This is a genomic window from Acidaminococcus massiliensis, assembly GCF_900095825.1.
Classification (GTDB): domain Bacteria; phylum Bacillota; class Negativicutes; order Acidaminococcales; family Acidaminococcaceae; genus Acidaminococcus; species Acidaminococcus massiliensis.
Map to the genome: position 1 here is coordinate 1094552 of NZ_LT608315.1, position 25769 is coordinate 1120320.

Below are 25769 nucleotides of genomic sequence, written 5' to 3' on the forward strand. Positions count from 1 at the left end.
GGTTGACTTTACTTTTTCAACTGATTATAATAATAAAAGCTGACTAGGTAGTCAGAAAGTACAGGAGGGTCCGATAGTGAAGCATTTCCATACGAAAAGCATGATTCTGAGCGCTGTCATCTTAAGCGCCCTTTCTATCCATACAGTGGGAGCGGCCACCCCGGAAACCGTGAACCTGGATCTGGGCAAAGCCGTACGCATGGCCCTGGACAACAATTCCAGCGTGAAGATCTCCGCGGCGGAACTGGATGCGGCCAAGGCGGAACTGGATCAGGCCAAGGGAGCCCGGTGGGGGTCCATCGACTTCAACCATTACAGTGGCCGGTCGGAAAACTACAAAGCCACCCAGACAGTCCCTGTTTATGGAGGAGGGAACCAGGTCATCGGGTACCACAGGACAGCCAACAGCCATACCAATACGGTGAGCATCTCTGTGCCCATCTACACCGGCGGCCGTCTGGAAGGCGCCATCGACCAGGCCAAAAAGAATCTGGATTACTACCAGTATGGCATGAGCAGTTCCTACCAGACCACCCGGTACAATGCGGAAAAGGGCTATTATGATGTGCTCCAGGCCGCCAATACCGTGAACCTGGACAAGGAAACCGTGGACCGGCTGGATGAACATCTAAAGAATACCCAGGCTCAATTTGCCGTGGGTGTAGTGGCCAAAGCCGACGTGCTCCGTTCCCAGGTGGAACTGGTCAACGCCCAGCAGACCCTGACCCAGGCGGAAAACAGCTATGAAGTGGCGGTTTCCTCCCTGAACAACGTGATCGGGCTGCCCACTGCTACCCGGCTGAACCTGAGCCAGGGACTGGAATACAAGCCCAACGATTATACCCTGGACAACTGTGTGACCTACGCCATGGCCAACCGGCCGGAAATCCACCAGGCAGAAGCGTCCGTAGGCATGGCCAAGGCCGCCCAGAAAATTGCCAACGCCGGCAGCCTGCCTCAACTGAGTCTGGGAGCTTCCAACGAATGGAGCAATGATACTTTCCCAGGCCAGGACCGTGACAATTGGGCCCTGGGCGTGACCCTGACCCAGAACATCTGGGATTACGGGGTCAATGCGGCCAAGGTCCGGGAAGCTAAGGCCAATGTGGTAAAAGCCCAGGAAAGCTATCGGCAGATCAGCGATCAGGTGCGTCTGGCTGTACGGACCAGCTACCTGAGCATGCGGGAAGCTGAAAAGCGGATCAAGACTACGGAAGTGGCTGTGGCCCAGGCAGAAGAAGATTACCGCATCGCCCAGCTCCGGTACCGGGCCGGTGTGGGGACCAACACCGATGTGATGGACGCCTCCGTGGCCCTCACTACTGCCAAGAACAACTACATCCAGGCTTTGTACGACTACAATACTTCCACCGCTCTGCTGGAACAGAGCATGGGTGTTCCTGTGGAAAACGAATAAGGTCGACTGTGATCAAAGGGGCTGTTGCGCAAGCAACAGCCCCTTTCCTTTTTCCCCCTATACCTGGTATACTTATATTATGCATGAATAATTAATCAATTCACATTTCCCTTGTAAGCGGCTGGGCGGCAGCCCGCGCTCTATATCCGCCCTTTTCAAGGGTGTAAGCAGGGTACATCTGCTTTAGCGGATAGCGAGGTCGATTATGCCGCAGCTGGAAAACATGGGTTGGCCGCCCTCTTTTATATCCGCCCTTTTTAAGGACGGAGGACCATGCGCAGCATGGTGGTGGATGCCACGACAAACGACCCACGACTCACGATGAACGATATGGAGGCCCTCATGGGTACCAATAGAAAAAAACGGCTGGCAGTCCTGGCTGGGGTCCTGGTCCTGCTCTATCTGATCCTGTGGAAGGTGATCCTTCCTGCAGGGCTGGAACGGGCCATTCCCCTGGTGGAAGATACGGCCGGAGAATATCTCAATGGACAGCTGCAGATGGAAACCATGGAAGTGGGTCCGGATCTGACTTTTACTGCCCGGAATCTGCGGCTGGCAGATCAGGGAGGGAAGCTGGTGGCGGAAGTACCGGCTCTTTCCCTGCATCTGGATCCCCTGAAGCTCCTTACCGGTAGCGGCACCCTGGGTATGGTTTCCCGGATCACTCTGGAGGGACCTCGGCTGTTTTTGGTCCAGGATGAACGGCAGGAATGGAATATAGCCCATCTGCTGAAAGAAAGCCAGAGTTCCAGTACGGAATTCAAGGGAATGATCGTCCTGAAAAACGGAACGGTGGATCTGCAGCTGCCTTATGGGAACTGGCAGGCCGGTGTGGATGGGACCATCGATCCTTCCCGCAACCCAGTTTTCGGATTGGATCTGGAGGTTTCCCGAAAGGGGCAGACCATCCGGGTTTCCGGGAACCTAGATACCAGCCGGCAGGGAACGTTGACGGCTCGGACGGATTTCCTGTCTCTCCAGGACTTCAGCCCACTGGTGGAACATTTCCTTCCGGTGACAGGGATCCGGGGCGCGGTGGGCGATACTTCCATTACCTGGACCAACAATGCGGATGGCAGCCGGCTCTCTGGCAATGTCCAGCTGCATCAGATAGGGGCAGTCTATGCCTGGCAGGGGAAGGAAATTGCCCTGACGGCAGAAGGAGGACTTTCCTTTGCGCAGCTCCACCTGCAGGCCCGAGATCTGGACGTGACGGTAAACGGACAAAGGGCCCGGCTGTCCGGAGGAGTGGACTTGACGGATCTCCAAAATCCCCGGGCAGACCGGCTCCAGGTGGAACTGGATGGCTTCGAGCTGGGAGCTCTGCCCTTGGATCTTCCCGTTTCCGGCAGTCTCAGCGGAAGCATGGCTGTGGATGGAACGAAAGAAAATTTGACAGGGAATGGCACCTTCACCAGTCCGTCCCTGACTTTCCAGGATTATGAGGCGGAGCAGGTGACCCTGCCCTTTTCCTTCCGGAGCCATCGGGTGGAGACGGATGGCGCCAAAGCCAGCCTGGGAGGAGGATCCGTGCTGGCGAAGGCTTCTTATGATTGGGAATCCCGTGAGGGGCAGGCTGCCCTTACCTTGGAGCAGGTGGATGGGGGGATGTTTGCGCCCCGTCTGGGCAGCCTGATCTTGGACGGGACCCTGTATGCCGCCGGTCAGTATGGAGACGGAAAACTTACGATGGAAACCGTTTCCAGTGATCTGTCCCTTTCCTGGGGGAACCTGAAGCTCCAGGAAATCGCCTTGGATGGTACCCTGGACGGCAGCAACCTGACCCTCAGCCGGCTTTCCGCCTATACAGAAGAAGGGGGCGCCCTGGCCGGCAGCGGCAGCCTGCAGGACGGCCGGCTCCAAGGGGACCTGTATGTCACCGGGCTGCCGGTGGATCCTCTCTTGAGAGTGCTGGGCCAGGAGGGCAGGGGAAACCTGTCCGGGCACCTCACCTTGGGCGGCAGCCTAGAACGTCCCCAGGCTTTTGGGGCCTTCTCCTTCCAGGATGGAGAACTGCTGGGCCAGACTATCCAGGAGGCCCATGGGGCCGTGGAATGGAAGGACCAGAAGGCCGGGTTCCACAATGTGGAAGTCACCCTGGACCAGGGATCCCATATCTTGGACGGCACCGTGGACCTTTCCGGCAGTGAACCGCTGTTGGAGCTGAAGCTGGAGACCAGGGGCATACGGTTGGAACCGTTCAGCCAGGCGTTCCAGTCTCCCTGGCCGGTGACCGGGAACCTGACCAACACCATTACGGTGAAAGGGCCTCTGTCCAATCCTTCCTTTACCGGCCATGTCCATGCCTGGGATGGCTCTGTGAACAAATTCCTGGTGGACGAAGTGGACGGAGATTACACCTATGATGGGAAAATCCTGCAGCTGAAAAACTTCCGTGCCCAGGCCCTGACTTGCAGCGCCCAGTTCAGCGGTACGGTCAGCCGGGACGGTTTCCTGGATATCGGCATCGATGCCAAAAACATCAATCTGCTGCGGCTGCCTTGGCTCAAGGACAGTGTTGACCTAGCCGGCAATGTGAACTTCAGCGGCAGCATCACCGGCCATACCAGTCGACCTCAGTTCCAGGGGGTACTGTCTTCGGATTCCGTCCTGATCAACGGGGTGGAGTTCACCGGCCTGGCCCTGTCTTTCCAGAGCCAGGCGGGCCATGTGAATACTTTCCAGGGGACTTTCCAGCAAAAGACCGGAGGGGACTATGCTCTGAAGGCTCGTTTCGATTTCGATCGGAAACTGTTCCAGTGGACCGTGGACGTGACCCGGGGCAACGTACGCTCCCTGCTCCAGATGGGCGGCATCAAGGCGGATGTGGACGGTTATCTGTCCGGACGCATCGAAGCCAATCCAGACGGCCCCCGTACGGGCATGACCATCATCGGCAAGGTGGAAGACGGGAAAGTGGCTGGGGTGCCCTTTGCTTCTGCAGATTTCGACATCTATACCCATCTGGGCCAGTGGAAGATCCGAAAGCTCCAAGCCCAGGAAAGCGGCGGCGGGCTCATTGCCGCCCAAGGGAATTTCAATCTGAAGGAACGGACCATCGACTTGGAACTGGCCACCAGTGAAGCCAATGCCAAACTTCTCACCGTGGGGATGGACAATCCTCCGGAAGTCAGCGGAAAACTGAATATCGTGGCCCAGCTGAAGGGGAATCTGGATGATCCCAACGGGAACTTCTCTCTGGAAATGAAAGAAGGCAGCATCAGCGGGATGGCTTTTGACAGCCTGTACGGCATGGTGACCCTGCGGAATGACATGTTCCATCTGGATCAGTTCCTGATCCAGCGGGATGTATACAAAGTCAGTGCTTATGGCACCTTCCCCATGGATCTCCTGCGCCCCGTGGCCAAACGGAAAAATCCGGAATCCCGGATGAACCTGGAAGTCCGGCTGGACAACGGGAACCTGGCCATCCTCCCCACCCTGACCAAATGGGTCCAGTGGGCGGACGGGCCCACCAGCGGCCGGGTGGATATCACCGGGACCTTGGAAGATTACAATCTGGACGGATCCATCGATCTGGACGGGGGTACGGTGAAATTCCGGGGGTTGGACAACACCTTTGACAATGTAAAGTTCCATGCTGGTTTCAACGGCAAGACCATCACCTTGAAGGAATTTTCTGCTGTTACCGGGAAGAACGGCAGTATCACCGCTTCCGGCTCCTATCTGCTCAATGATGTGTCCGGGAAGCCTTACCATCTGGATCTGGCCATCAAGGATGTAGAACTGGTCTCTTCCAGCGTCAAAGGAAAACTCAACGGAACTTTTGGGCTGGAACACCGGGACAGCAAACCCTTCCTCACCGGGAACCTGAAACTGGACAAAGGGTATCTGGGGATCTCGGCTATCCCGGAATTCGGGCAAGGGGGATCCGATATCGGCCTGGATGTGGATGTGGACCTGGGCAATAACCTGCATCTGTACAATGCGGCCTTCATGGATCTGTGGCTGAAAGGCCAGTTCCATATCCTGGGCAGCACAGCCTTCCCCCAGATCAACGGCAGCATCCGGGTGAACCGGGGCAGTCGGCTGAAGTATCTGGGTACGCCTTTCAACATCGGGTTCGGGGAAATCTACTGGCCCCGTCCAGGGACTTTTGTACCCAATGTGAACATGTCGGCCTTTACCCGCCTGGGACAGTACAATATCATGGCCAAGGCCAGCGGCCCTCTCAGCCTGGATGATATCGTGATCAAACTTTCCAGTGATCCGCCCCAGGACGAGAATACCTTGAAGCGGTTCCTGACCCTGAAGACCGACGATGCCAGCCTGGGGGACGAGGCTTGGCGGGGCTTGGTGGATGCCGGGCTCCAGATGACCTTCCTGGCGGATGTGGAAGATGCCATCAAAGATGCCCTGGGGTTGGACGAACTGCGGATCTACAGCGGTACGGTCCAGAACACCATTGCCTTCTCGGCGGATCCGGACCGGGCCAATGAAGTGACGGGGCAGGACCGGCGCCAGTACAATGTGCTGCTCAGCCGGTATTTCGGCCGGAAACTGCTGATCGGCTACACCACCAGTTTCGACGGAGAAAAGAGCAATCTGTATGCCGGGTATCGGATCGCACCCAGGGTCCACATCGGGATTTCCACCGACCAGGACAACAACCATTGGTATGGGGTGCAGTATCGGACGAGGTTTTAAAAAGGGAACTTTGCCAGAAGTCAGACACGGCCCCAGAGGGGCCTTGAGACATCAGACGTCAGCTTTGTTCGGATTAAATGCAGGTTCGATCTGCTTATGGCGGGCAAACTGATGTCTGAAAGGCCTGTTAGGTCCGGTCTGACTTCTTGACCAGCGGGCCAGCCGTTCAAAAGCAGATGCGCAGCATATGGTATCCGACGGCTGCTGACAAAAAAGCAGGACCCGACCAGGGTCTTGCTTTTTTCACACTCCAGGACTGGAAATCTTGGCCCATAGAAGGTATAATAAACGGGATATGATATAATTAATCGTTAGCAAATCAGACAGCCGATGATAAACAACCTGTATAGGGGGTACTCTATGAAAAAACATGTAAACTGGCGGCAGCTGTCCGTCGCCGTCCTGGCTTCCCTGGCCATGACCACTCCGGTCTACGCCGCAGAAGTCACCCACAGCCAGGAAGTGGAACTGGGAAATCATAAGACTGTTCCCAAGGAAGGACAGGGCATCGGTACCATCGAAGTGGTGCCGGAAAGCCAGGCCGTCACGCAGCCGGCAGGCACTGAAGCCTCTGCTGGCGCAGCTGCAGCTGAAGAAGAACAGCCCAAATACCGGGAAGTCCGGCGCAACGGTGTTACTTATATCGAAAAAGTAGGGAAGAAGAAACTGGAACAGGAAAGGGAGAAGGCCCAGGCTGATGAAGAACAGCTGGAAGCCCGGATGACCCAGCAGAAGGAAATCCAGGAAGCCCAGAGCAAGCAGCTTCCGGGCCGGAGCATCCTCCAGCAGTCCGTCCTGTCTGATTATGATATCAGCAGTCAGGAAGACCAGTATGCCAAGATTGCCAAAGACTCTGCGCCTTTCATCGGCAAAACCGTCACCAAGGTCACCCTGGAAGGGGCGGCTCATGAAGATACCGGAAAACTGGCTGACGTGCTGAAGATGCCTGCGGGGACCAAATTCACCAAGGAAGGCCTCCAGGACGATATCCGGGCTCTCTACGAAACTGGCTGGTTCTATGACATCAAACCGGTGTTCCGCCAGGTGCCCGAAGGGGTCCAGATCACCTATCAGCTGGAGGAAAATCCCGTGCTGACGGATCTGGATATCGAAGGCAATACGGTGATCTCCACCGGGGACATCAAAAAAGAACTGGATCTGCCTCTGGGCAAGGTCCTGAATTCCCGGGATGTGAACATCGGCGCCCGGAAGGTGGAAAGCCTGTACAATCAGCAGGGCTACATCCTGGCCAAAGTGGCCGACGTACGGATGCAGCCGGATGGCCGGCTCATCGTCCAGGTGGCAGAAGGGGTCATTGAAGATTTCCGGGTCAAGGGCAACACCAAGACCAAGGATTATGTGGTCATCCGGGAAATGCGCATGAAGAAAGGGGAACCTTTCAATGCCAAGAAAGCCCGCCGGGCCATGCAGAAGATCTACAACCTGGGCTTCTTTGAAGATGTCAATATCCGTCTGAACCCCGGGCAGATGCCCAATACCGTTTCTGTGGAAGTTTCCGTGGTGGAAACCAGCACAGGCACCTTTGGGATCGGGGCCGGCTACAGTGATGCGGACGGCTTCCTGGGCATGGTCAGCATCGGGGACAAGAACTTCATGGGTACCGGGGACAGCGTCAGCGCCCGTTGGGAATTCGGCGGCGACTCCGAAACCAAGGCCAACTTCGAAGTTTCCTATGTGAAGCCCTGGATCGACGACAAGGAAACTACTGCCGGCTTCACCTTCTACAATATGACCAACGAGTACGTGGATTACAACCGGGACGGGGATGAAATCGCCCGGTACTACAAGAAACGTACAGGAGAAGAACTGTTCTTCAGCCGAGTCACGGACAATGAATTCATCACCAACAGCATTACCCTGAAGAACCGGGATGACAAGTATAAGAAACCGGTCAGCGGGTACGGCACCCAGTGGTTCGAAGCCGGAGAGAACGGCTATGATAACATCCACGAATATCCGGATGATTACAACTGGGATAAGAACGAACGGATGAAGAAGAACTTTGGGACCACCCGGAGCATCACCTTTGCCCGTACCCTGGATACCCGGGACAACATCTATGATCCTCGGGAAGGGAAACGGACTGCTTATTCCGTGGAAGTGGCCTCCTTTGGCGGAGACTTCAACTTCCAGAAATACATGGCAGACTACCGGTACTACTACCGGATGGGCAAGGACAATGTATGGGCCCTGAACCTGGGGGCCGGTTATGCTAACGGGGATATGCCGTTGTCCCAGCGCTTCAGCGTGGGCGGCAGCGATGTGCTCCGTGGGTATAAGGATGACCAGTTCAAAGGCAACAGCATGGTGAAGGGATCCTTGGAATTCCGGTATCCCATCATCAAGAAAGTACAGGGCGTCTTCTTTACGGATGCCGGCTATGCCTGGAGCAAGGAGTATGGAGAATCCAACTTCGATCTGGGCAAGATCAAGAACTCCGTGGGTATCGGTCTCCGGATCAATTCTCCGCTGGGTCCCATCAAGCTGGACTATGGCTACCGGCTGGAGAGCAGCGACCGGGGCGGCCGCTTCCACTTCAGCTTTGGCGGTCAGTTCTGATAAACAAATTGCATAACAAGGAAGCAGGGATAGTAAAATGATGGAATTGGCCAACAAGAAAAATGTCAAGGTCATTTCTCTGGCCATTGCGGCCATTATGGTAGTCGGCGTATTCGTCCTGGCCGTCCAGGGCAAGAACCTGGGAACCGGAGACGCCACCATGAATTCCGCCATCGGCAAGGTGAACTACAACCAGGTAATGGCTGCCGCACCCGGTCTGGCAGATGCCCAGACCCAGCTCCAGCAGGCAGCCGAAGACAGCCGCAAGGAATTCGAAGAGAAAAGTAAGGATATGAGCGACGCGGATAAGCAGAAACTGGCTGCGGAATACCAGAAGAAACTGGAAGACAAGCAGAAGGAACTGATTGAGCCCGTGAAGAAAGAAGTGGATGATGCCATCGTGGCCGTGGGCAAGACCAAGGGTCTGACGGTGGTGGTCAACCAGGGTGCTGTGGTCTACGGCGGCCTGGATGTGACCGCGGATGTGACCGCACAGCTGAAAAAAGCCAAGAAATGATCCGGCAGGAGACAGGAGGGATGGCTCATGGGCAGATGGCTCAGTCTTCTGCTGACAGGTCTCCTTCTCCTGACGGGCTGCGGATTTTCCCGGGGGAAGCTTCCCTTTCAGCAGAAAAGACCCCGGTTTGCGGTAGTGGATTGGGACAGGCTGGTGGAGCAGCATCCCAAGTATAAGGAATGGAAGCGCCAGAAGGAACAGCTGGAAACCGCCCGCTGGCTGCGGGACCGGCAAAGGGAAAACGGCCAGCAGCAGCTGGATCTCCTGAAAAAGATGAAACAGGTCCGGGAAGCTGGCAAGGGACAGTTCCAATCGGCCCAGTGGTCCGCCAAGGTAGCGGAGAAACGGGCCCAAGAACAGGACCGGCTCCGGAAGAAGCGGGAAGCCCTTGAAGGAGAAGCGGAAGAACGGGTGAAGGCAGACCGGGATGCGGTGGAAGAAAAATACCGGATCCCTCTGTTCAACCTGCGGCTGAAGCTGGGCAGCGTGAAAATGACAGATGCCGCCCAGAAAGCCCTGCTCCAGGAACAGCAGGAACTGCTGGACAAACGCCAGAAAGATCGGGCGGAAGTGGAAGCAGAGAAAGAACAGTGGCTCCAGCAGCAGCTGTCTGCCGATCTAGCGGCTTCTCAAGCACGGCTCCAGGCTTTTTCTAAAGAACTGGCCGGTCAGGTGGTCCAAGAGGAAACGGGACTTACTCTGTCGGGGAAAGGTCCTCGGAACCAAGAAGGCCAGGCGGAACTGGACAAGCTGATCCAGTCCATGGACCAGCAGATCCAGAAACAGGAAGACAAAGAAAAGCAGCTGCGGGAGGAAATCGACAGCGATATCCTCAGCGCCATCAAAAAAGTCAATCTGAGCCGGAAATACACGCTGGTGTTCCGGAATCCAAGAGCCAACATCAGTGCCGACGATATTACGGATGAAGTGGATACGGTCGTCCAGCAAATTGTATATTAAGAGGGATGGAAAACATGAAAAAAGCAATGATTCTCTGTGTTGTAGCAGCAGCGATGCTGTCCTTTGGCTGCGGGCGGAATGCCCAGTTCGGTGTGGTGGACATGAATAAGGTCCAGACAGAAAGTCAAGTGTTCAAGGATGCCACCAAGGACCTCCAGACCAAAGGCAAGGCTATGGAAGAAGAACTGAACCAGGAAACCGCAGGCAAGAGCCAGGAAGAGGCCCAGAAGATCCTTACGGAAAAGAGCCAGAAAATGCACAGCCTCCAGGCAGAAGCACAGGCTAAGGTCAAGGGCAGCTTCGATGCTGCGGCAGCTTCTGTAGCCAAAGAGAAGAACCTGAGTGCCATTCTGGTCAAAGAAGCGGTCCCCCAGGGTGGCGTCGATGTTACCGACGATATCATCAAAGCAATGAAATAAGATTCGATAAGGGCGGACCGGGGTTCGCCCTTTTTCCCGTACCATCATGAAATGGAAAGGATGCTGGAAATGGAAAAAACATTACAGGAACTGGCAACATTGTTAGAGGGAGAGATCCTTCAAGGAGATCCCCAGATGATCCTTAAAGGTGTCAATGGATTGGAAGAAGCCCAGGCAGACCAGATTTCCTTTGCGGGGCCTCCCTATCTGGAATTTGCCGGACAGTCCCATGCAGGAGCCATCATGATTCCCCGGGGCGCGGCTCTGAAAGGGAATCAGGCGGTACTGGCCGTGGAGAATCCCCGGGCGGCTTTTGCTGTCCTGCTTCAGCTCTTCCGTCCGCCGGAGGCGGTAAAGAAGGGCATCAGCCAGTATGCCTTCATCCATCCTTCTGCCAAAGTAGGGAAAAATGTGGCCATCCTGCCTTTTGCCTATGTGGCGGAAGATGCGGAAATCGGCGACAACACGGTGATCTACCCCCATGTGTATGTGGGACGCCATGTGAAGATCGGCTGTGACTGCACCCTTTATTCCAATGTGACGGTACGGGAAGACTGCATCCTGGGCGACCGGGTGATCCTCCAGGCCGGCTGTGTCATCGGCGGGGACGGTTTCGGCTACATCACCGCCAACGGCAAACACACCAAAGTGCTCCAAACCGGGAACGTGGTCCTGGGCGATGATGTGGAAATCGGCTGCAACAGCTGCATCGACCGGGCTACCGTGGACAGCACGGTGATCGGCAAAGGCACCAAGATCGACAACCTGGTCCATGTAGGACACAATGACATCATCGGAGAGAACTGCATCCTGGTGGCCCATGTGGGGATTTCCGGCAGTGTCACCATCGGGAACAACTGTACCTTCGGCGGCCAGGCTGCTACTGCCGGCCATCTGAAAATCGGCAGCAACTGCACTTTTGCCGGCCGTACCGGCATCATCAGCGATGTGCCCGACAATGTGGTCTGGGCTGGTTTCCCGGCACAGCCCCATGTGGATTGGCTGCGGCAGACGGCCAACGAACGGAAGCTGGGAGGAATGCTGAAACGGCTCCGCCAGCTGGAAAAGACCGTAGAAGAACTGGAAAAAGGAAAGAAGGAACAACCATGAAGAAACAACTGACCGCCGTCCTGCTGTGTGCCCTGGCGGCCCTGCCTTTTACGGCTGCAGAAGCCAAGAACACTCCCAGCGGCACCAGCGGCATCATCAACGCCCCTTCCGGCTATGTGCGGATGCCCGGCCATGTGTCCGCCGGATTGGATTGGACCAAAGAAGGCCGGAATGTGCGGGGCAATATCGCGCTGCCCCTGGGCATCGAAATCGCCGGCAGCCATGTGGATACCAAACATGACGGTTCCTATGGCACCGTCAGCGCCAAGCTGCAGGTCCTCCGGGAAACCCCTGTGACCCCGGCCATCGCCATCGGTGTGGAAGATATCGGCGACCGGAATGACCGCCGGGGCTATGTGGCCGTGAGTAAGGCACTGGCTGCCGGCTGGAAGCTCCATGCCGGGGTGGGTACCGGAGACCAGTACAAACACGGTTTCTATGCCGTGGAAAAAGAAACGAAACTCCTGGGGCTTTCCATGAACCTGATGGGAGAATATGACGGCAGCCATTTCAACTACGGCGCCGGCATCCCGGTGGGGAAATTCATCCAGGCCCAGGTGGGTGTGAGAGACCATCACCTGTACGGGGGCATGGATCTGACTTTTTAAGGAGGAAACAAAATGGCTGCGTACAAGCTCATGCAGTTCGTCAGCTGGCTGGTCTGCCATCAGCCGGACTGCCTGAACCATGCCTTGGCCTGGGTGCTGGGGCATTTGGGCTGGCGGGTGGTCCCTGCCTGGCGCCGGTATATGGCCAAAGAAAATATCAAGGACTGCCTGGGGGTGGATGAGGCCCGGGCAGAGGAAATCGCCAGGGAAAGTGTCTACCGGTTCGGCCGGATGCTCATCGAAGTGCTGAAATATCCCCTGATCACCCGAGACAATTTCCGCCGGCTGGTCCGTTTCGAAGGACTGGAAAACCTGGAAAAGGCCTACGCCGAAGACAAGGGCGTGATCATGTGCACGGCCCATTACGGAAACTGGGAGATGCTGGGGGCCTCCATGGCCCTTTTGGGCTATCCCATCCTTTCCATTACCCGGAAACAGAACAATGGGGCCATGGACCGGTTCATCAATGACTACCGGCGGATGGTGGGACAGCATGTGACCTACAACCACGGAGAAAACAGCATGCTGGCCATTGGCCGGTACCTGAAGAAAAAGCATCTGGTGGGGATCCTTTACGACCAGGATTCCGCCCACACCGGAGAACATCTGCTGTTTTTCGGGAAGCCTTCCCGGGTCCCTCAGGGAGCAGCCCATCTGTCCCGGATGTTCGGGTCTCCCATCGTGCCTCTTTTCATGCACAACAATCCGGACGGGACGCTGACCGCCCGGATCTATCCGGCTCTCCATACGGAGAAAACGGCTAACCGTTCCGAGGATGTACGTGTTATAATGGAAGCACTAGGGGCCATCGCAGAACGGGAAATCCGGCTTGACCCCGCCATGTGGTTCTGGGTCCATGATCGCTGGAAAGATGGCCGCAAACGGTACGAAAAGTATAAGAAAGGCGTGTGATCCATGACAATCGAAAAACAACACACCCTGAAACAGGCTGCTTCCTGTGACGGCATCGGCCTCCATTCCGGAAAACTGGTGGAAATGACCTTGCGTCCGGCACCGGTGGATACGGGCATTGTCTTTGTGCGTACAGATTTGGAAGGCCATCCCCAGGTCCATGCAGTGGCGTCCAACATTACGGCCACCACCCGGGCCACTACCCTGACGGAAAACGGGGCCAGCGTCACTACCATCGAACATCTGATGGCCGCCCTGGCCATCCTGAAGATCGACAACTGCTATGTGGAAATGTCTGCTGCTGAGCCGCCCGTAGGCGATGGCTCGGCCCAAGCTTTCATCGATGAGATCCAGAAAGCCGGGATCCAGGAACAGGACGGAGAACGGCAGGTCTACCATGTGGACCGGGCCTTTTCCCATTATGACGGAGACCGTTCCATCGTGGTCCTGCCCTATGAGGGATTCCGGATCACCTTTACCTCCATCAATCCCCATCCCCTCTTGGGGACCCAGGTGCTGGATGTAGAGGACAAAGGAGACTGCTTCCTGAAGGAAGTGGCAGCCGCCCGGACGGTGGCTTTTGAAGAGGAAATCGCCCAGCTGCGGAAAATGGGACTGGGTCTGGGAGGCAACCTGGACAATGTGGTGGTCTTCGGCAAGGATAAGGTCCTGTCCAAACTCCGGTTCCCCGATGAGCTGATCCGTCACAAGATCCTGGACGTGATCGGGGATATGTACCTGCTGGGTCCCATCCATGCACACATCATCTGTATGAAGAGCGGCCATGCCTTCAACGATAACGTGTCCCGCCAGATCGATGAATACCGGAAGCTCCATGAATACCATCCCAGACATCAGGCTTCCGTACAACATAAAAGCGAGATAAGGAGTAAGGCTATGATTACTTTAGACATTCAGGAAATCCAAAAAATTCTGCCCCACCGGTATCCCATGCTGCTGGTGGACCGGATCATTGAACTGGAACCCATGAAACGGGCTGTGGGCATCAAGAACATTACCATCAATGAACCTCAGTTCATCGGGCATTTCCCCGGCAACCCCATCATGCCGGGAGTGCTGCTGATCGAAGCCATGGCCCAAGTGGGCGGTGTCACCCTGTTGTATCCGGAAGAGAACCGGGGTAAGATCGCCGTCTTCGGGAAAATCGACAAAGTGCGCTTCCGCCGTCCCATCAAACCGGGAGACCAGCTGGTGACTACGGCGATCATTACAAAAATCAAAGGCAATATGGGTGTGGCCCACTGTGAAGGCACAGTGGACGGAGAACCGGCCTGTGAAGGAGATTTCTTCTTTGCACTGGCCGAAAATAAACAATAAAGGTGGAGTGGAACAATGACAGCAGATTCTAGTATGATACATGAGACAGCCATCATTGCACCGGGTGCGGAAATCGGCCCCAACGTGAAAATTGGCCCGTACTCTGTCATCGGTGAACATGTCAAGATCGGTGAAGGTACCGTGATCCATCCTCACGTCGTGATCACCGGGCGGACCACCATCGGGAAGAACTGCGAATTCTTCCAGGGAGCCAGCATCGGCGAAGTCCCTCAGGACCTGAAATACAAAGGCGAAGATACGGCGACCATCATCGGAGACCATGTGACCATCCGGGAATGCGCTACCGTCCATCGTGCGGTGGGAGAAGGCAATGAGACTCGGATCGGCAACAATGTGCTGATGATGGCCTATACCCACGTGGCCCATAACTGCATCGTGGGCAACAACGTGATCATGAGCAATGTGGCCACCCTGGCCGGCCATGTGATCGTGGAAGATCGGGCCGTCATCGGCGGACTTACGGCAGTGCATCAGTTCACCAAGATTGGACGGAACTGCATGTGCGGCGGCATGAGCCGGATTTCCCAAGATGTGCCGCCCTTTGTCATTGTGGCCGGCAACCCGGCTTATGTGGCAGGGCTCAACAGCGTAGGCATCTCCCGGGCAGGGATCCCCATGGAAGTCCGCCGAGAACTGAAGAAAGCCTACAAGATCCTGTACAAGAGAGGGCTGTCCCTGTCGGATGCCATCGCGACCATGGAACAGGAACTGGACAGCTACGAAGAAGTGGAACATTTCATGCGCTTCCTGCGCACGGTGGAAAGAGGCATCTGCCGGGCTTCCGCCCATGGCATCCGGGAGTAAGCCTATGGGGAAGACCTTGGGGGTGCTTGCCGGAGTGGGCCATCTGCCAGTGGATGTGATCCGGGGAGCCAAAAAAGCCGGCTACCGGACGGTGGCCATTGCCCTGGTCCCCGGCACCCATGAAAATCTGGCGAAGGAAGCAGATGTATTCCAGGCCATCAACATCGGGAAAGTGGGGAAGATCTTCAAGACCCTGAAGCAGGAAGGGGTGGATGAAGTCACCATGATCGGAAAGGTGACCAAGGAGATCCTCTATTCCGGAGGCATCCTGGTCCCGGACTGGCAGGCCATCAAGATCCTCATGTCTCTGCCGGACCGCCATGATGATACCATCATGAACGCCCTGGTGGCCAAGCTGGAAGATATGGGGATCCATGTGATGGACCAGACCCTGTTCCTGACGGATCTGATGCCCCAGGAAGGGGTGCTGAGCAAGCGGCAGCCCACACCGGAAGAATGGGAAGACATGAAATATGGCTTTGCCATGGCCAAAAAGATCGGGGGCCTGGACATCGGCCAGACCGTGGTGGTGAAGAACAAGGCCATCATGGCCGTGGAAGCCATCGAAGGCACCGACGCCTGCATCCTCCGGGGCGGGAAGCTGGGGAAGGGAGCCATTGTGGCCAAGACCGCCAAGCCCGCCCAGGACAACCGGTTCGATATGCCCGGCGTGGGGGTCAGGACCATGGAATCTATGATTGAATCCGGCTGTGCCGGCATCGTCATGGAAGCTGGACGGACCCTCCTGGTGGAACGGGAGAAGGCCCTGGACCTGGCCGACCGCCACAAGCTGGTGGTCGTGGCCATGAAGGATCCGGAAGCGTGAATAAGTCCATAGAGGCTGTTGACCGTTGACAGCGTAGGGGGTGTGAATTTTTTCACACCCCCTTTTTTGTTATGTGATATAATAAACTGTACACTTATGTTCAGATGAGAGAGGAGACACCAGGGTGACAAAAGTTTTTATTTCTGCGGGAGAGGCTTCCGGCGATCTCCATGCCGCTGCCCTGACCCGCGCCATCCTGCAGCGGGACCCCACGGTCCAGGTCTTTGGCATGGGCGGGGATGCCCTGGCGGCAGCCGGCGGCGAAGTGGTGTTCAACTATAAAGATTACAGCGTCATGGGGTTCGTAGAAGTCCTTCAGTCACTGCCCCGGCTATTCGGCTTGAAAAAAGCCTTCCGCCGGCTCATGGAGGAACGGAAACCCGATGTGTTCGTTACGGTGGACTATCCGGATTTCAACATGCGGGTGGCCAAAGAAGCCAAGGCCCTGGGGATCCCAGTTTTTTCCTACATCCCCCCTTCGGCCTGGGCTTGGCGGCGGGGAAGAGCCAAAGATGTGGCCCGGCTGGCCACGAAAGTGGCCTGCATCTATCCCTTTGCTGCCCAAGTCTATCAAGAAGCAGGGGCGAACGTAGAATTTGTAGGGAACCCCCTGGTGGATATCGTCCAGCCCACCCTGAGTCCCCAGGAAGGGGAGGCTTTCATCGGCAAACGGCCCGGGCATCCGGTGGTGCTCCTGCTCCCTGGGAGCCGGGTGAAAGAAATCACCGGCGTCCTGCCGGTGATGCTCCAGGCGCTGCCGAAGATCCAGGAAAAACGGCCGGAAGTGGATTTTGTCCTCCAAAAGGCCCCTTCCATCGAACGGGAACTTCTCCGGTCCATCCTGGCCTCCTCAGCCGTACCGGTGAAAGTGGTGGAAGGCCGCGGTTATGACGTGATGGCTGCCTCCGACGCAGCCTTGGCCACCAGCGGTACTGTGACCTTGGAAGCGGCTCTCTGCGGCCTGCCCAGTGTCATCTGCTATGCGGCCAGTCCTCTCAGCATGTGGATTGCCAAACGCATGGTCTATGTGAAATACATCGGCCTGCCCAATATCCTGGCAGGCAGGGAAATCCTCCCGGAACTGATCCAGGAAAAAATGACCCCGGATCATATGGCCGCTTCCATCCTCCATTTCCTGGAACCGGAAGCTGCCTCCGCCGTCCGTGAAGAAATGCGGCAGGCTGTGGCTAAATTGGGACAGCCCGGTGCCGTAGACCGGACGGCAGAACTGATCCTTGAAACAGCAAAGGAGAATCCATGAACCTGTATCTGCGAATCTTGCGCTTCATCAAACCCTATCTGCCCCGGTTGGCCCTGGCAGGGATCTGCACCGTGCTCACCTCGGCTGCCAACCTGTATGTCCCCTGGATCGTCCGGGACGTGATCGACAAGGTATTCATCAACAATGACGCCCAGCTGCTGAACCTGATCGCCCTGGGCATCGTAGTGATCTTCTTTGCTCGAGGCATTACCTACTACGGACAGAACTATCTGATGAACTATGTAGGCGAAAGCGTGGTCATCGATATCCGGGGCCTGGTGTTCAAAAAAATGATGGAACTGGATACCCGGTTCTATGATACCAATAAATTGGGCACCATCATGAGTTATGTGACCAATGACGTCCAGGCCATGCAGAGCGCCATGGTGGACAACTCGGTGGAAATCATCACGGAGACTTCCGTCCTTATCGGCTCCATCTGCGCCATGGTCTACCTGGATTGGAAGCTGACCCTGTTCGCCTTCTGCACCTTCCCTGTGGTACTGTTCTTCATGGATTTCTTCGGCAAGAAGATCCGCAAGACCGGCCATCGGATCCAGCAGGCTACGGCAGATATCACCTCCGTGCTCCAGGAAACCCTTTCCTCCAGCCGTGTGGTGAAGTCCTTCGTCCGGGAACCTTATGAGATCGCTCGGTTCGAACGGACCAACCGGAAAAACTTCGATGCCAACATGAAAAGCGTCCGGCTCATGGGCACCCTCTCTCCAGTGATCGAATTCATCGCGGCCTTGGGGGTCACCGCCATCATCTGGTTCGGGGGCCGGGGTGTCCTCAGCGGCGATATCACCGCCGGGTCTCTGATTGCTTTTTTGGTCTACGCGGTGAATATCTCCAACCCCATCAAGCGGATTGCCCGGGTGCTGGGGAATATCCAGAGGGCACTGGCCGCTGCGGACCGGGTGTTCAGCATCCTGGATCTGGATGAAAAGATCCCGGAAAAGGCCGATGCCATCGTCCTGCCTCCGGTGAAAGGGAAAGTGGAATTCCGGGACGTATCCTTCTCCTACAATCCGGATGAACCCATCCTGAAGCATCTGACGTTCTCCGCCCAGCCCGGCCAGGCCATTGCCCTGGTGGGCCCCAGCGGTGCAGGCAAATCCACCATCGCCAACCTGCTGCCCCGGTTCTATGATGTGACAGAAGGAGCCATCCTGATCGATGACCACGATATCCGAGATGTGACCGTGGCTTCCCTCCGGGAACAGGTGGGGATCGTGCCTCAGGAAACCAATCTGTTCAATGATACGGTGTACAACAACATCCTCTACGGACGGCTGGATGCCACTCGGGAGGAAGTGATGGCAGCGGCCAAAGCTGCCAATGCAGATGAATTCATCCGGAACCTGCCCCAGGGATATGATACCTATCTGGGGGATCGGGGCATCAACGTGTCCGGCGGCCAGCGCCAGCGCATCGCCATAGCCCGGGCTCTCCTGAAGGATCCCCGGATCTTGATCCTGGACGAAGCCACTTCCGCCCTGGATACGGAAAGCGAACGGATCGTCCAGGAAGCCCTGGACCGGCTCATGGTGGGGCGGACCACCTTTGTCATCGCCCACCGGCTCTCTACCATCCAGAATGCCAGCAAGATCTTGGTGCTGGACCACGGGGAAATCGTGGAAGCCGGCACCCATGAGGAACTGATGGCCCTCCACGGGCTCTACGCCCACCTCCACGATATCCAGTACCGGGAAAAAGCCGAACAGGCGGAAGCCCGGGAACTGGCAGCGCGGAAATCGGAAGGGATGGCGGCCAACTGATGGTTCCCTTCCTTCCAGCAAGCAAGCCAAGCCCAATGAAAACGAGGTCAAAGCATGTACTACATCTATAACTTCCTGGCCACAGTTTTGTTCATCCTAGTGATCCTGCCCTATTTCACCTGGCGGTATTTCCGGGAAAAGGGATTTCCCCGCCGGTTCCGCCAGAGCATGGGATTCCTCCGAGATGAAGAAATTGCCGCCGTTGCCCATAAAAACTGCATCTGGATCCACGGTGCTTCCGTAGGGGAGATCGTGGCCACCAGTCCCTTGGTGAAAGAGATCCGCAAGGCCATGCCCGATGCCAAGATCCTGGTTTCGGCAGTGACCACAGGCGGCTACAACATGGCCCACCAGATCATCCCGGAAGCCGATGCCATCATTTATTTTCCCTTAGATCTGCCCTTTGTTTCCGAATCCTTTGTGAAGCGGATCATGCCCCGGATCTTCATGCCGGTGGAAACGGAACTGTGGCCCAATTTCCTCCGGGCCATCAAGCTGCGCCGGATCCCGGTGATGATGGTCAACGGACGGATTTCCGACAAATCCGTAAAAAGCTACCGGTACCTGTTCGGCATCCTTACCGATATGATGGGCAGCGTGACCCGGTTCTGCATGCAGTCTTCTATCGATGCGGAATACATCCAGCATCTGGGGGCGGAAAAACGCCGGATCTTTGTCACCGGCAACACCAAATTCGACCAGACCTATGCGGAGGTGACTCCGGAAGATCTCCAGCAGTATAAGGAAGAACTGGGGCTGGGGTCGGATTATCCGGTGATCGTGGCCGGCAGCACCCATCCTACGGAAGAAGAGACCCTGTTCCAGAGTTTCCTGGAGATCCGGAAAGAATTCCCTAAGGCCCGTCTGATCATCGCTCCTCGGAAACCGGGCCGTGTCCATGAAATCAGCCGGCTGGCGGAAAAATACGGCCTCTCCCTGGGGCTCCGTTCCGTCCTGAAAGATACCAGCAGCCCCCGTCCCCGGTACCAGGTGGTCCTCATCGATACCATCGGGGAACTGGGCCGGATCTATGCCGTGGGGGATGCGGTCTTCGTAGGCGGCAGCCTGATCAACCATGGGGGCCACAATGTACTGGAACCCGCCGCCCATGCCAAACCCATCATCGTAGGGCCCAGCATGTCCAACTTCAAGGATTCCTTTGCCCTTTTGAGCAAGGTGGGCGCCTGTGTCCAGATCCATGACGGCAAAGAGATGACGGACATGTTCCTGAAGATCTTCCGGGACGATGGCCTGCGGAAAAAGATGGGGGATGCTTCCCTCCAGGTGATACGGGAAAACCGGGGCGCCGCCGTGCGGACCATTGGCTACCTGAAGGAGCTGCTGGAACTGACCGCCACCGAAAGCATGGTGAATACCCACTACAAGATCAATACCCGGAACATCAATGATGAAATCAGCCCCCGGATGCGTCCCGGAGATGCAGTGACCCAGTACCTGATCCAGCTTTCCCACGGTGAGGACAACGGGATCCTGGACTGGTGCGTCCTGGCCTTCCTTCGGGTGCTGTCCGTGCTCTATGAAGCAGGGGTCCGGCTGAAGCTGTTCTGCTACAATGCGGGGATCATGCCCCGGACCAAACTGGACTGCTGCGTGATCAGCATCGGGAACATCACCGTAGGAGGCACCGGCAAGACCCCTACCGCCCAAAAAGTGGCCCTGATGATCCAGAAAATGGGCTATCGGGTAGTGATCCTGAATCGAGGCTATCGGTCCCATTGGGAAGAAAAGATCGGGGTGGTATCCGACGGCAAAAAGATCTATATGACCGCCTATGAAGCGGGGGACGAAGCCTTCCTCATGGCCAAGCAGCTCCCGGGCATCCCGGTGGTCATCGGGAAAGAACGGGCCATCACCGGCCAGTTCGCCGTGGATAAATTCCAGGCGGAAGTGATCATCCTGGATGACGGCTACCAGCACTGGCAGCTGTACCGGGACCTGGATGTGGTGCTGGTGGATACCTTGAACATGTTCGGCAACGGCTGTATCCTGCCCCGGGGCACCCTCCGGGAGCCTCTCAGCAACCTGAGCCGGGCAGGGCTTTTCCTCCTGACCAAATGCGACCAGAGTTCCCCCATTTCCCGGGCTACTCTCTGTGATACCCTGCACAAATACGCTCCGGCGGCACCCATTGCCGAGAGCATCCACAAACCCTGCGACTATATCGAGATCGCGGACTGGTACAAGAACGATATGACCAAGGCCCTGCCTTTGGAAGCCCTCCGGGGCAAGCATGTGATGGTGTTTTCCGCCATCGGCAACCCCTCCTCCTTTGAGCAGACCATGACCGCTGAAGGACTGAACATCGTGGAAGCCATCCGGTATCCGGACCATCATGATTACGGCATGGTGGAAATGCAGTACATCATGGACCGGGCCATCAGCCGAGGGGTCAAAGCCCTGGTCACCACTGGGAAAGATGCAGTGAAGATCCCCACAGAATTCATTTACCTCCACCGGGATGTGCCTTTGTATATTTTGGATATGGAGATTCAGATTACTAGCGGCGAGAAAGCTTTTGTAGATACCATCAAAGCTGCTATTAAAAAGGAGAAACCATCAAAATGAAAGTATTGTGTGTAATTCCGGCCCGTTACGGTTCTACCCGCCTGCCGGGGAAACCCCTGGCCCTGATCCATGGCAAACCCGTGATCCAGCGGGTCTATGAACGGGCAGCGCTGGCCCGGATCCCTGATGAAGTGCTGGTGGCCACCGACGACCAGCGGATCCTGGACTGTGTCAATGCCTTCGGCGGCAGGGCTGTCATGACTTCAGCGGACCACCCCAGCGGCACGGACCGGCTGGCAGAAGTGGCCCTGAACTTCGAGGATGTGGATGTGATCGTCAATGTCCAGGGAGATGAACCTATGATCCCGCCCCAGGTCATTGACGACCTGGCCCAAGCTTTTGGGGAGAATCCCGATTTGGAAATGGCGACCTGCAAGACCGAAATGAAACCAGAAGACTACCAGAACCCCAATGCGGTGAAGGTGGTCACGGACCAGAACGGCTATGCTCTTTATTTTTCCCGGAGCCTGATCCCCTATCCCCGTAATGCAGAACCGGAAGTGAAAGTGTGGAAACACATCGGCATCTACGCCTACCGGCGGGATTTCCTGCTGAAATTTGCGGCTCTGCTGCCCACACCCTTGGAACGAGTGGAAGGACTGGAACAGCTCCGGGCCCTGGAGAACGGGGTGAAGATCAAAGTCCTGGCTACGGATTTCCAGGGAGTGGGCATCGATACCCAGGCCGATCTGGATCGGGCCAATGAAATCTTTGCCAAACTGGACGCGGAAGGAAAGGAGTAATCCATGGAAATCGTCAAGATCGGACCCTACCAGGTGGGACAGGGCCATCCTCTGCTCGTCATGGCCGGCCCCTGTGTGCTGGAAGGCTATGAACGGAGCCTGGCCATCGGGAAACGGGCCAAAGCCATCTGTGAGAAACTGGGCCTGCCCTATGTGTTCAAAGCTTCTTACGACAAAGCCAACCGTTCTTCCCTGGATTCCTTCCGGGGACCGGGCCTGGAAGAAGGACTCCAGATCCTGGCCCAGATCAAGAAAGACCTGGGAGTGCCGGTGATCAGTGATGTCCACGAGACCTGGCAGGTAGAAAAAGCGGCAGAAGTCCTGGACATCATCCAGATCCCGGCCTTCCTATGCCGGCAGACGGACCTCTTGGTGGAAGCCGCCCGCAGCGGCCGGGTGGTCAATGTGAAGAAGGGGCAGTTCCTAGCCCCTTGGGATATGAAGAATGTGGTGCACAAAGTCACCGGGTCCGGCTGCCGGAACCTGACGCTCACCGAGCGGGGGGTCAGCTTCGGCTACAATACCCTGGTGACGGATATGCGCAGCCTGCCCATCATGCGGGATCTGGGCTTCCCGGTAATCATGGATGTGACCCACAGCGTCCAGATTCCTGGCGGCCAGGGCACCAGCTCTGGGGGCCAAAGCAAATTCGCTCCTCATATGGCCCGGGCTGCGGCAGCAGTAGGTGTGGATGGGCTCTTCATCGAGACCCACGATAATCCGGCAGAAGCCCTCTCCGACGGCCCCAACATGATCGCCTTGGATGATCTGGAACAGGTCCTGGCCGATGCCAAAGCCATCGACGCCATCGGCCGCAGGGAGGCATGACCCATGTTTGAAAAAGCCAAAGAAGCACTGCAGATCGAAGCAGATTCCATCTTGGAACTGTTGCCCCGGGTGGACGACCATTTTGGTGCAGCCTTGGAGATGATCCTCCACTGTAAGGGACGGATCATCGTTACCGGTATGGGCAAATCCGGGATCATCGCCCGTAAAATCGCTGCCACCCTGGCCAGCACCGGTACGCCAGCCTTCTTCCTCCATCCGGCGGAAGGCATCCATGGGGATCTGGGCATGGTCACGGAACAGGATGTGGTCCTGGCCCTCTCCAACAGCGGAGAGACAGGAGAAGTCCTGAACATCCTGCCTTCCATCCGGCGGATCGGGGCCAAAGTCATCGCCATGGTGGGGAATCCGGAATCCACCCTGGCAAAAAATGCGGATATCGTCCTGAATGTGGGGGTCAAGCGGGAAGCCTGTCCCCTGGGTCTGGCCCCTACCAGCAGTACCACGGCTGCCCTGGCCTATGGGGACGCTTTGGCCATGGAACTCCTCAGCGCACGGAAGTTCACGCCGGAGGAATTTGCCATTTTCCATCCCGGGGGCAGCCTGGGCCGGAAACTTCTCCTTACCGTGGATGATGTGATGCACAAGGGGGATGAGAATCCGCTGGTGCCTGCCGATGTGAGTGTGAAGGACGCCCTGTTCATCATCACTGATAAAGGCGTGGGCGCCGTATCCGTGGTGGATCAGGACCAGCACCTCCAGGGACTTCTGACCGACGGAGATATCCGCCGGGGCATCGCCAAGGATCTGGACTGCCTGAACCGGCCGGTTTCGGAAATGATGACGAAACATCCCAAGACCATCCTGGATCACAAACTGGCCGCCGAAGCCCTGCATCTCATGGAATCCAATAAACCCCGGCCCATCACTGTCCTGCCCGTCGTGGATCCGGACAACAAAGTGGTCGGTCTGCTGCATATTACCGATCTGGTACACCAGGGAGTGGTATAAATGATTACAGAAGAACAACTTGCCAAGATACGCCTCCTGGCCCTGGATGTGGATGGGGTCATGACGGACGGTAGCATCATCATCGGACAGGAAGGCGAACTGTCCAAGCATTTCGACGCCCGGGACGGCATGGGCATCAGCCTGGCCCTGCGCCATGGCATCCAGGTGGCCCTGATCACCGGCCGCCACAGTGAGATCGTCCTCCACCGGGCCATGGAACTGGGCATCAGTTCCGTCTATGAGAATGTGATCTACAAGGGGAAAGTGCTGGAACAGGCTTCCGGAGAACTGGGGATCCCCCTGGAAGAAACGGCCTTTATGGGAGATGATCTCAACGACCTGCCGGCTTTTTCCCGGGCGGCAGTCACCTTTGCTCCAGCCGATGCGGCACCGGAAGTCCGGGAACGGGCCATGCTGGTTTCTTCCTGCAGGGGAGGCCATGGGGCTATCCGGGATGTGATCGAACGGATCCTCAAAGCCAAAGGGCTGTGGGACGGGATCGTCCGGAGCTATGAAATCCAGGGACAGGGAGACAGACAGTAATGCTGTATGGATTTTTAAAGGGAATGAGCCATTTCCTGTCCCTGCTCCCTTACAAATTCGTAGTGCGGCTGGGACGGAATTGTGGTAAACTATACTGGCATATCGCCAAGAAACAACGGATCCGGGCGGAAGAGACCATCCAGGAACGGATGGGAGTCACCCCCCGGGAGGCACGGGCCATCATCCACCGGCTGTTCCTGAACCTGGGGATGACAGCCATGGAGATCCTGTACATGCCTGCCTTGGACAAGGACAATATCCGTGGCCTTGTGAGTTTCGACCGGCCGGATATCCTCTGGGAAGCCTTGGCCAAGAAGCGGGGAGTGGTGATGCTGGCCTGCCATATGGACAACTGGGAATGGCTGGGAGCGGCCCTTGCCCTCAACGGCTTTCCCCTCAGTGCGGTGGAAAAGCCCCAGCCCAATCCAGTCTACAGCGATTTCCTCAATGAACTGCGCCGGGGCGTGGGACAGGAAATCTTTGCCCGGGGGACCAACGAGATCCTGGGCTGCGCCCGGGCCATGAAAAAGGGCCGGATGCTGGGCCTCATCGCCGATCAGGACGGAGGTTATCACGGCATCTTCGTCCCCTTCTTCGGGAAAATGGCTTCCACCCCGGAAGGACCTGCCTATTTCGCCCGGAAGTTCAAAGCCCCGGTGGTCCCCATCTTCATGGTGCGCAAACCCAGCGGCTATGGCCACCAGGTGTTCGTGAAAGAACCCATTTACTATGAAGATACCGGGAACCAGGAAAAAGATGATTATCGGATTACCCTGAAAATGACCCAGGAAGTGGAAAAGATCATCCGCCAATATCCGGACAACTGGATCTGGTTCCAGCACCGCTGGAACACTCCCTGGAACGGTTAAAGAAAGGAT

General features: G+C 56.7%; 20 protein-coding genes. All 20 read left to right on the forward strand.

Annotated features, from left to right (window positions below):
- Nucleotides 1-76: 76 nt before the first annotated feature.
- Nucleotides 77-1417, forward strand: a complete 1341-nt coding sequence (locus BQ2657_RS05425; protein ID WP_187119178.1) for a TolC family protein — start codon at nucleotides 77-79, stop codon at nucleotides 1415-1417.
- Between the two features lie 321 nt (nucleotides 1418-1738).
- Complete coding sequence (locus tag BQ2657_RS05430) at nucleotides 1739-6085, forward strand: translocation/assembly module TamB domain-containing protein (RefSeq protein ID WP_232709018.1); 4347 nt, start codon at nucleotides 1739-1741, stop codon at nucleotides 6083-6085.
- Nucleotides 6086-6445: 360 nt separating this feature from the next.
- Nucleotides 6446-8665, forward strand: coding sequence for a BamA/TamA family outer membrane protein (locus BQ2657_RS05435; RefSeq protein ID WP_075579710.1), 2220 nt, complete (start codon nucleotides 6446-6448; stop codon nucleotides 8663-8665).
- A gap of 37 nt (nucleotides 8666-8702) precedes the next feature.
- A complete protein-coding gene (locus BQ2657_RS05440) occupies nucleotides 8703-9182 on the forward strand; it encodes an OmpH/Skp family outer membrane protein (RefSeq protein ID WP_075579711.1) in 480 nt (159 codons plus the stop codon).
- Nucleotides 9183-9209: 27 nt separating this feature from the next.
- Nucleotides 9210-10142 (forward strand): outer membrane chaperone Skp, encoded by a 933-nt coding sequence (locus BQ2657_RS05445; RefSeq protein WP_075579712.1) that lies wholly within the window; start codon nucleotides 9210-9212, stop codon nucleotides 10140-10142.
- A gap of 14 nt (nucleotides 10143-10156) precedes the next feature.
- Nucleotides 10157-10561, forward strand: a complete 405-nt coding sequence (locus tag BQ2657_RS05450) for an OmpH/Skp family outer membrane protein (protein ID WP_074738419.1) — start codon at nucleotides 10157-10159, stop codon at nucleotides 10559-10561.
- 69 nt (nucleotides 10562-10630) lie between these two features.
- Nucleotides 10631-11671: a UDP-3-O-(3-hydroxymyristoyl)glucosamine N-acyltransferase gene (gene lpxD / locus BQ2657_RS05455; protein WP_075581004.1), complete on the forward strand. Its 1041-nt coding sequence runs from the start codon at nucleotides 10631-10633 to the stop codon at nucleotides 11669-11671.
- Nucleotides 11668-12279, forward strand: coding sequence for a YjbH domain-containing protein (locus BQ2657_RS05460; protein ID WP_075579713.1), 612 nt, complete (start codon nucleotides 11668-11670; stop codon nucleotides 12277-12279). Before lpxD ends, BQ2657_RS05460 begins: the two co-directional genes overlap by 4 nt.
- Nucleotides 12280-12291: 12 nt before the next feature.
- Nucleotides 12292-13191, forward strand: a complete 900-nt coding sequence (locus BQ2657_RS05465; RefSeq protein ID WP_075579714.1) for a lysophospholipid acyltransferase family protein — start codon at nucleotides 12292-12294, stop codon at nucleotides 13189-13191.
- A 3-nt stretch (nucleotides 13192-13194) separates the two neighbouring features.
- A complete protein-coding gene (gene lpxC, locus BQ2657_RS13235) occupies nucleotides 13195-14529 on the forward strand; it encodes a UDP-3-O-acyl-N-acetylglucosamine deacetylase (RefSeq protein ID WP_075579715.1) in 1335 nt (444 codons plus the stop codon).
- Between the two features lie 15 nt (nucleotides 14530-14544).
- Nucleotides 14545-15354, forward strand: coding sequence for an acyl-ACP--UDP-N-acetylglucosamine O-acyltransferase (gene lpxA / locus BQ2657_RS05475; protein WP_075579716.1), 810 nt, complete (start codon nucleotides 14545-14547; stop codon nucleotides 15352-15354).
- A gap of 4 nt (nucleotides 15355-15358) precedes the next feature.
- Nucleotides 15359-16180: an LpxI family protein gene (locus BQ2657_RS05480; protein WP_075579717.1), complete on the forward strand. Its 822-nt coding sequence runs from the start codon at nucleotides 15359-15361 to the stop codon at nucleotides 16178-16180.
- A 124-nt stretch (nucleotides 16181-16304) separates the two neighbouring features.
- Nucleotides 16305-17441, forward strand: a complete 1137-nt coding sequence (lpxB, locus tag BQ2657_RS05485; protein WP_075579718.1) for a lipid-A-disaccharide synthase — start codon at nucleotides 16305-16307, stop codon at nucleotides 17439-17441.
- Nucleotides 17438-19222 carry a lipid A export permease/ATP-binding protein MsbA gene (msbA, locus tag BQ2657_RS05490; RefSeq protein WP_075579719.1) on the forward strand — a complete coding sequence of 595 codons (1785 nt, stop codon included), beginning with the start codon at nucleotides 17438-17440 and terminating at the stop codon, nucleotides 19220-19222. Before lpxB ends, msbA begins: the two co-directional genes overlap by 4 nt.
- A gap of 54 nt (nucleotides 19223-19276) precedes the next feature.
- Nucleotides 19277-21808 (forward strand): tetraacyldisaccharide 4'-kinase, encoded by a 2532-nt coding sequence (lpxK, locus tag BQ2657_RS05495; RefSeq protein WP_075579720.1) that lies wholly within the window; start codon nucleotides 19277-19279, stop codon nucleotides 21806-21808.
- On the forward strand, nucleotides 21805-22551 hold the full coding sequence (gene kdsB / locus BQ2657_RS05500) for a 3-deoxy-manno-octulosonate cytidylyltransferase (protein WP_075579721.1): 747 nt from the start codon (nucleotides 21805-21807) through the stop codon (nucleotides 22549-22551). The genes lpxK and kdsB overlap by 4 nt, the downstream gene beginning before the upstream one ends.
- Before the next feature lie 3 nt (nucleotides 22552-22554).
- Nucleotides 22555-23379, forward strand: a complete 825-nt coding sequence (kdsA, locus tag BQ2657_RS05505; protein ID WP_075579722.1) for a 3-deoxy-8-phosphooctulonate synthase — start codon at nucleotides 22555-22557, stop codon at nucleotides 23377-23379.
- A 3-nt stretch (nucleotides 23380-23382) separates the two neighbouring features.
- Nucleotides 23383-24348, forward strand: a complete 966-nt coding sequence (locus BQ2657_RS05510; protein WP_075579723.1) for a KpsF/GutQ family sugar-phosphate isomerase — start codon at nucleotides 23383-23385, stop codon at nucleotides 24346-24348.
- Entirely contained in the window at nucleotides 24349-24891 is a 543-nt protein-coding gene (locus tag BQ2657_RS05515; protein WP_075579724.1) for a KdsC family phosphatase, read from the forward strand.
- Nucleotides 24891-25760, forward strand: a complete 870-nt coding sequence (locus tag BQ2657_RS05520) for a lysophospholipid acyltransferase family protein (protein WP_075579725.1) — start codon at nucleotides 24891-24893, stop codon at nucleotides 25758-25760. Before BQ2657_RS05515 ends, BQ2657_RS05520 begins: the two co-directional genes overlap by 1 nt.
- Nucleotides 25761-25769: the final 9 nt, after the last annotated feature.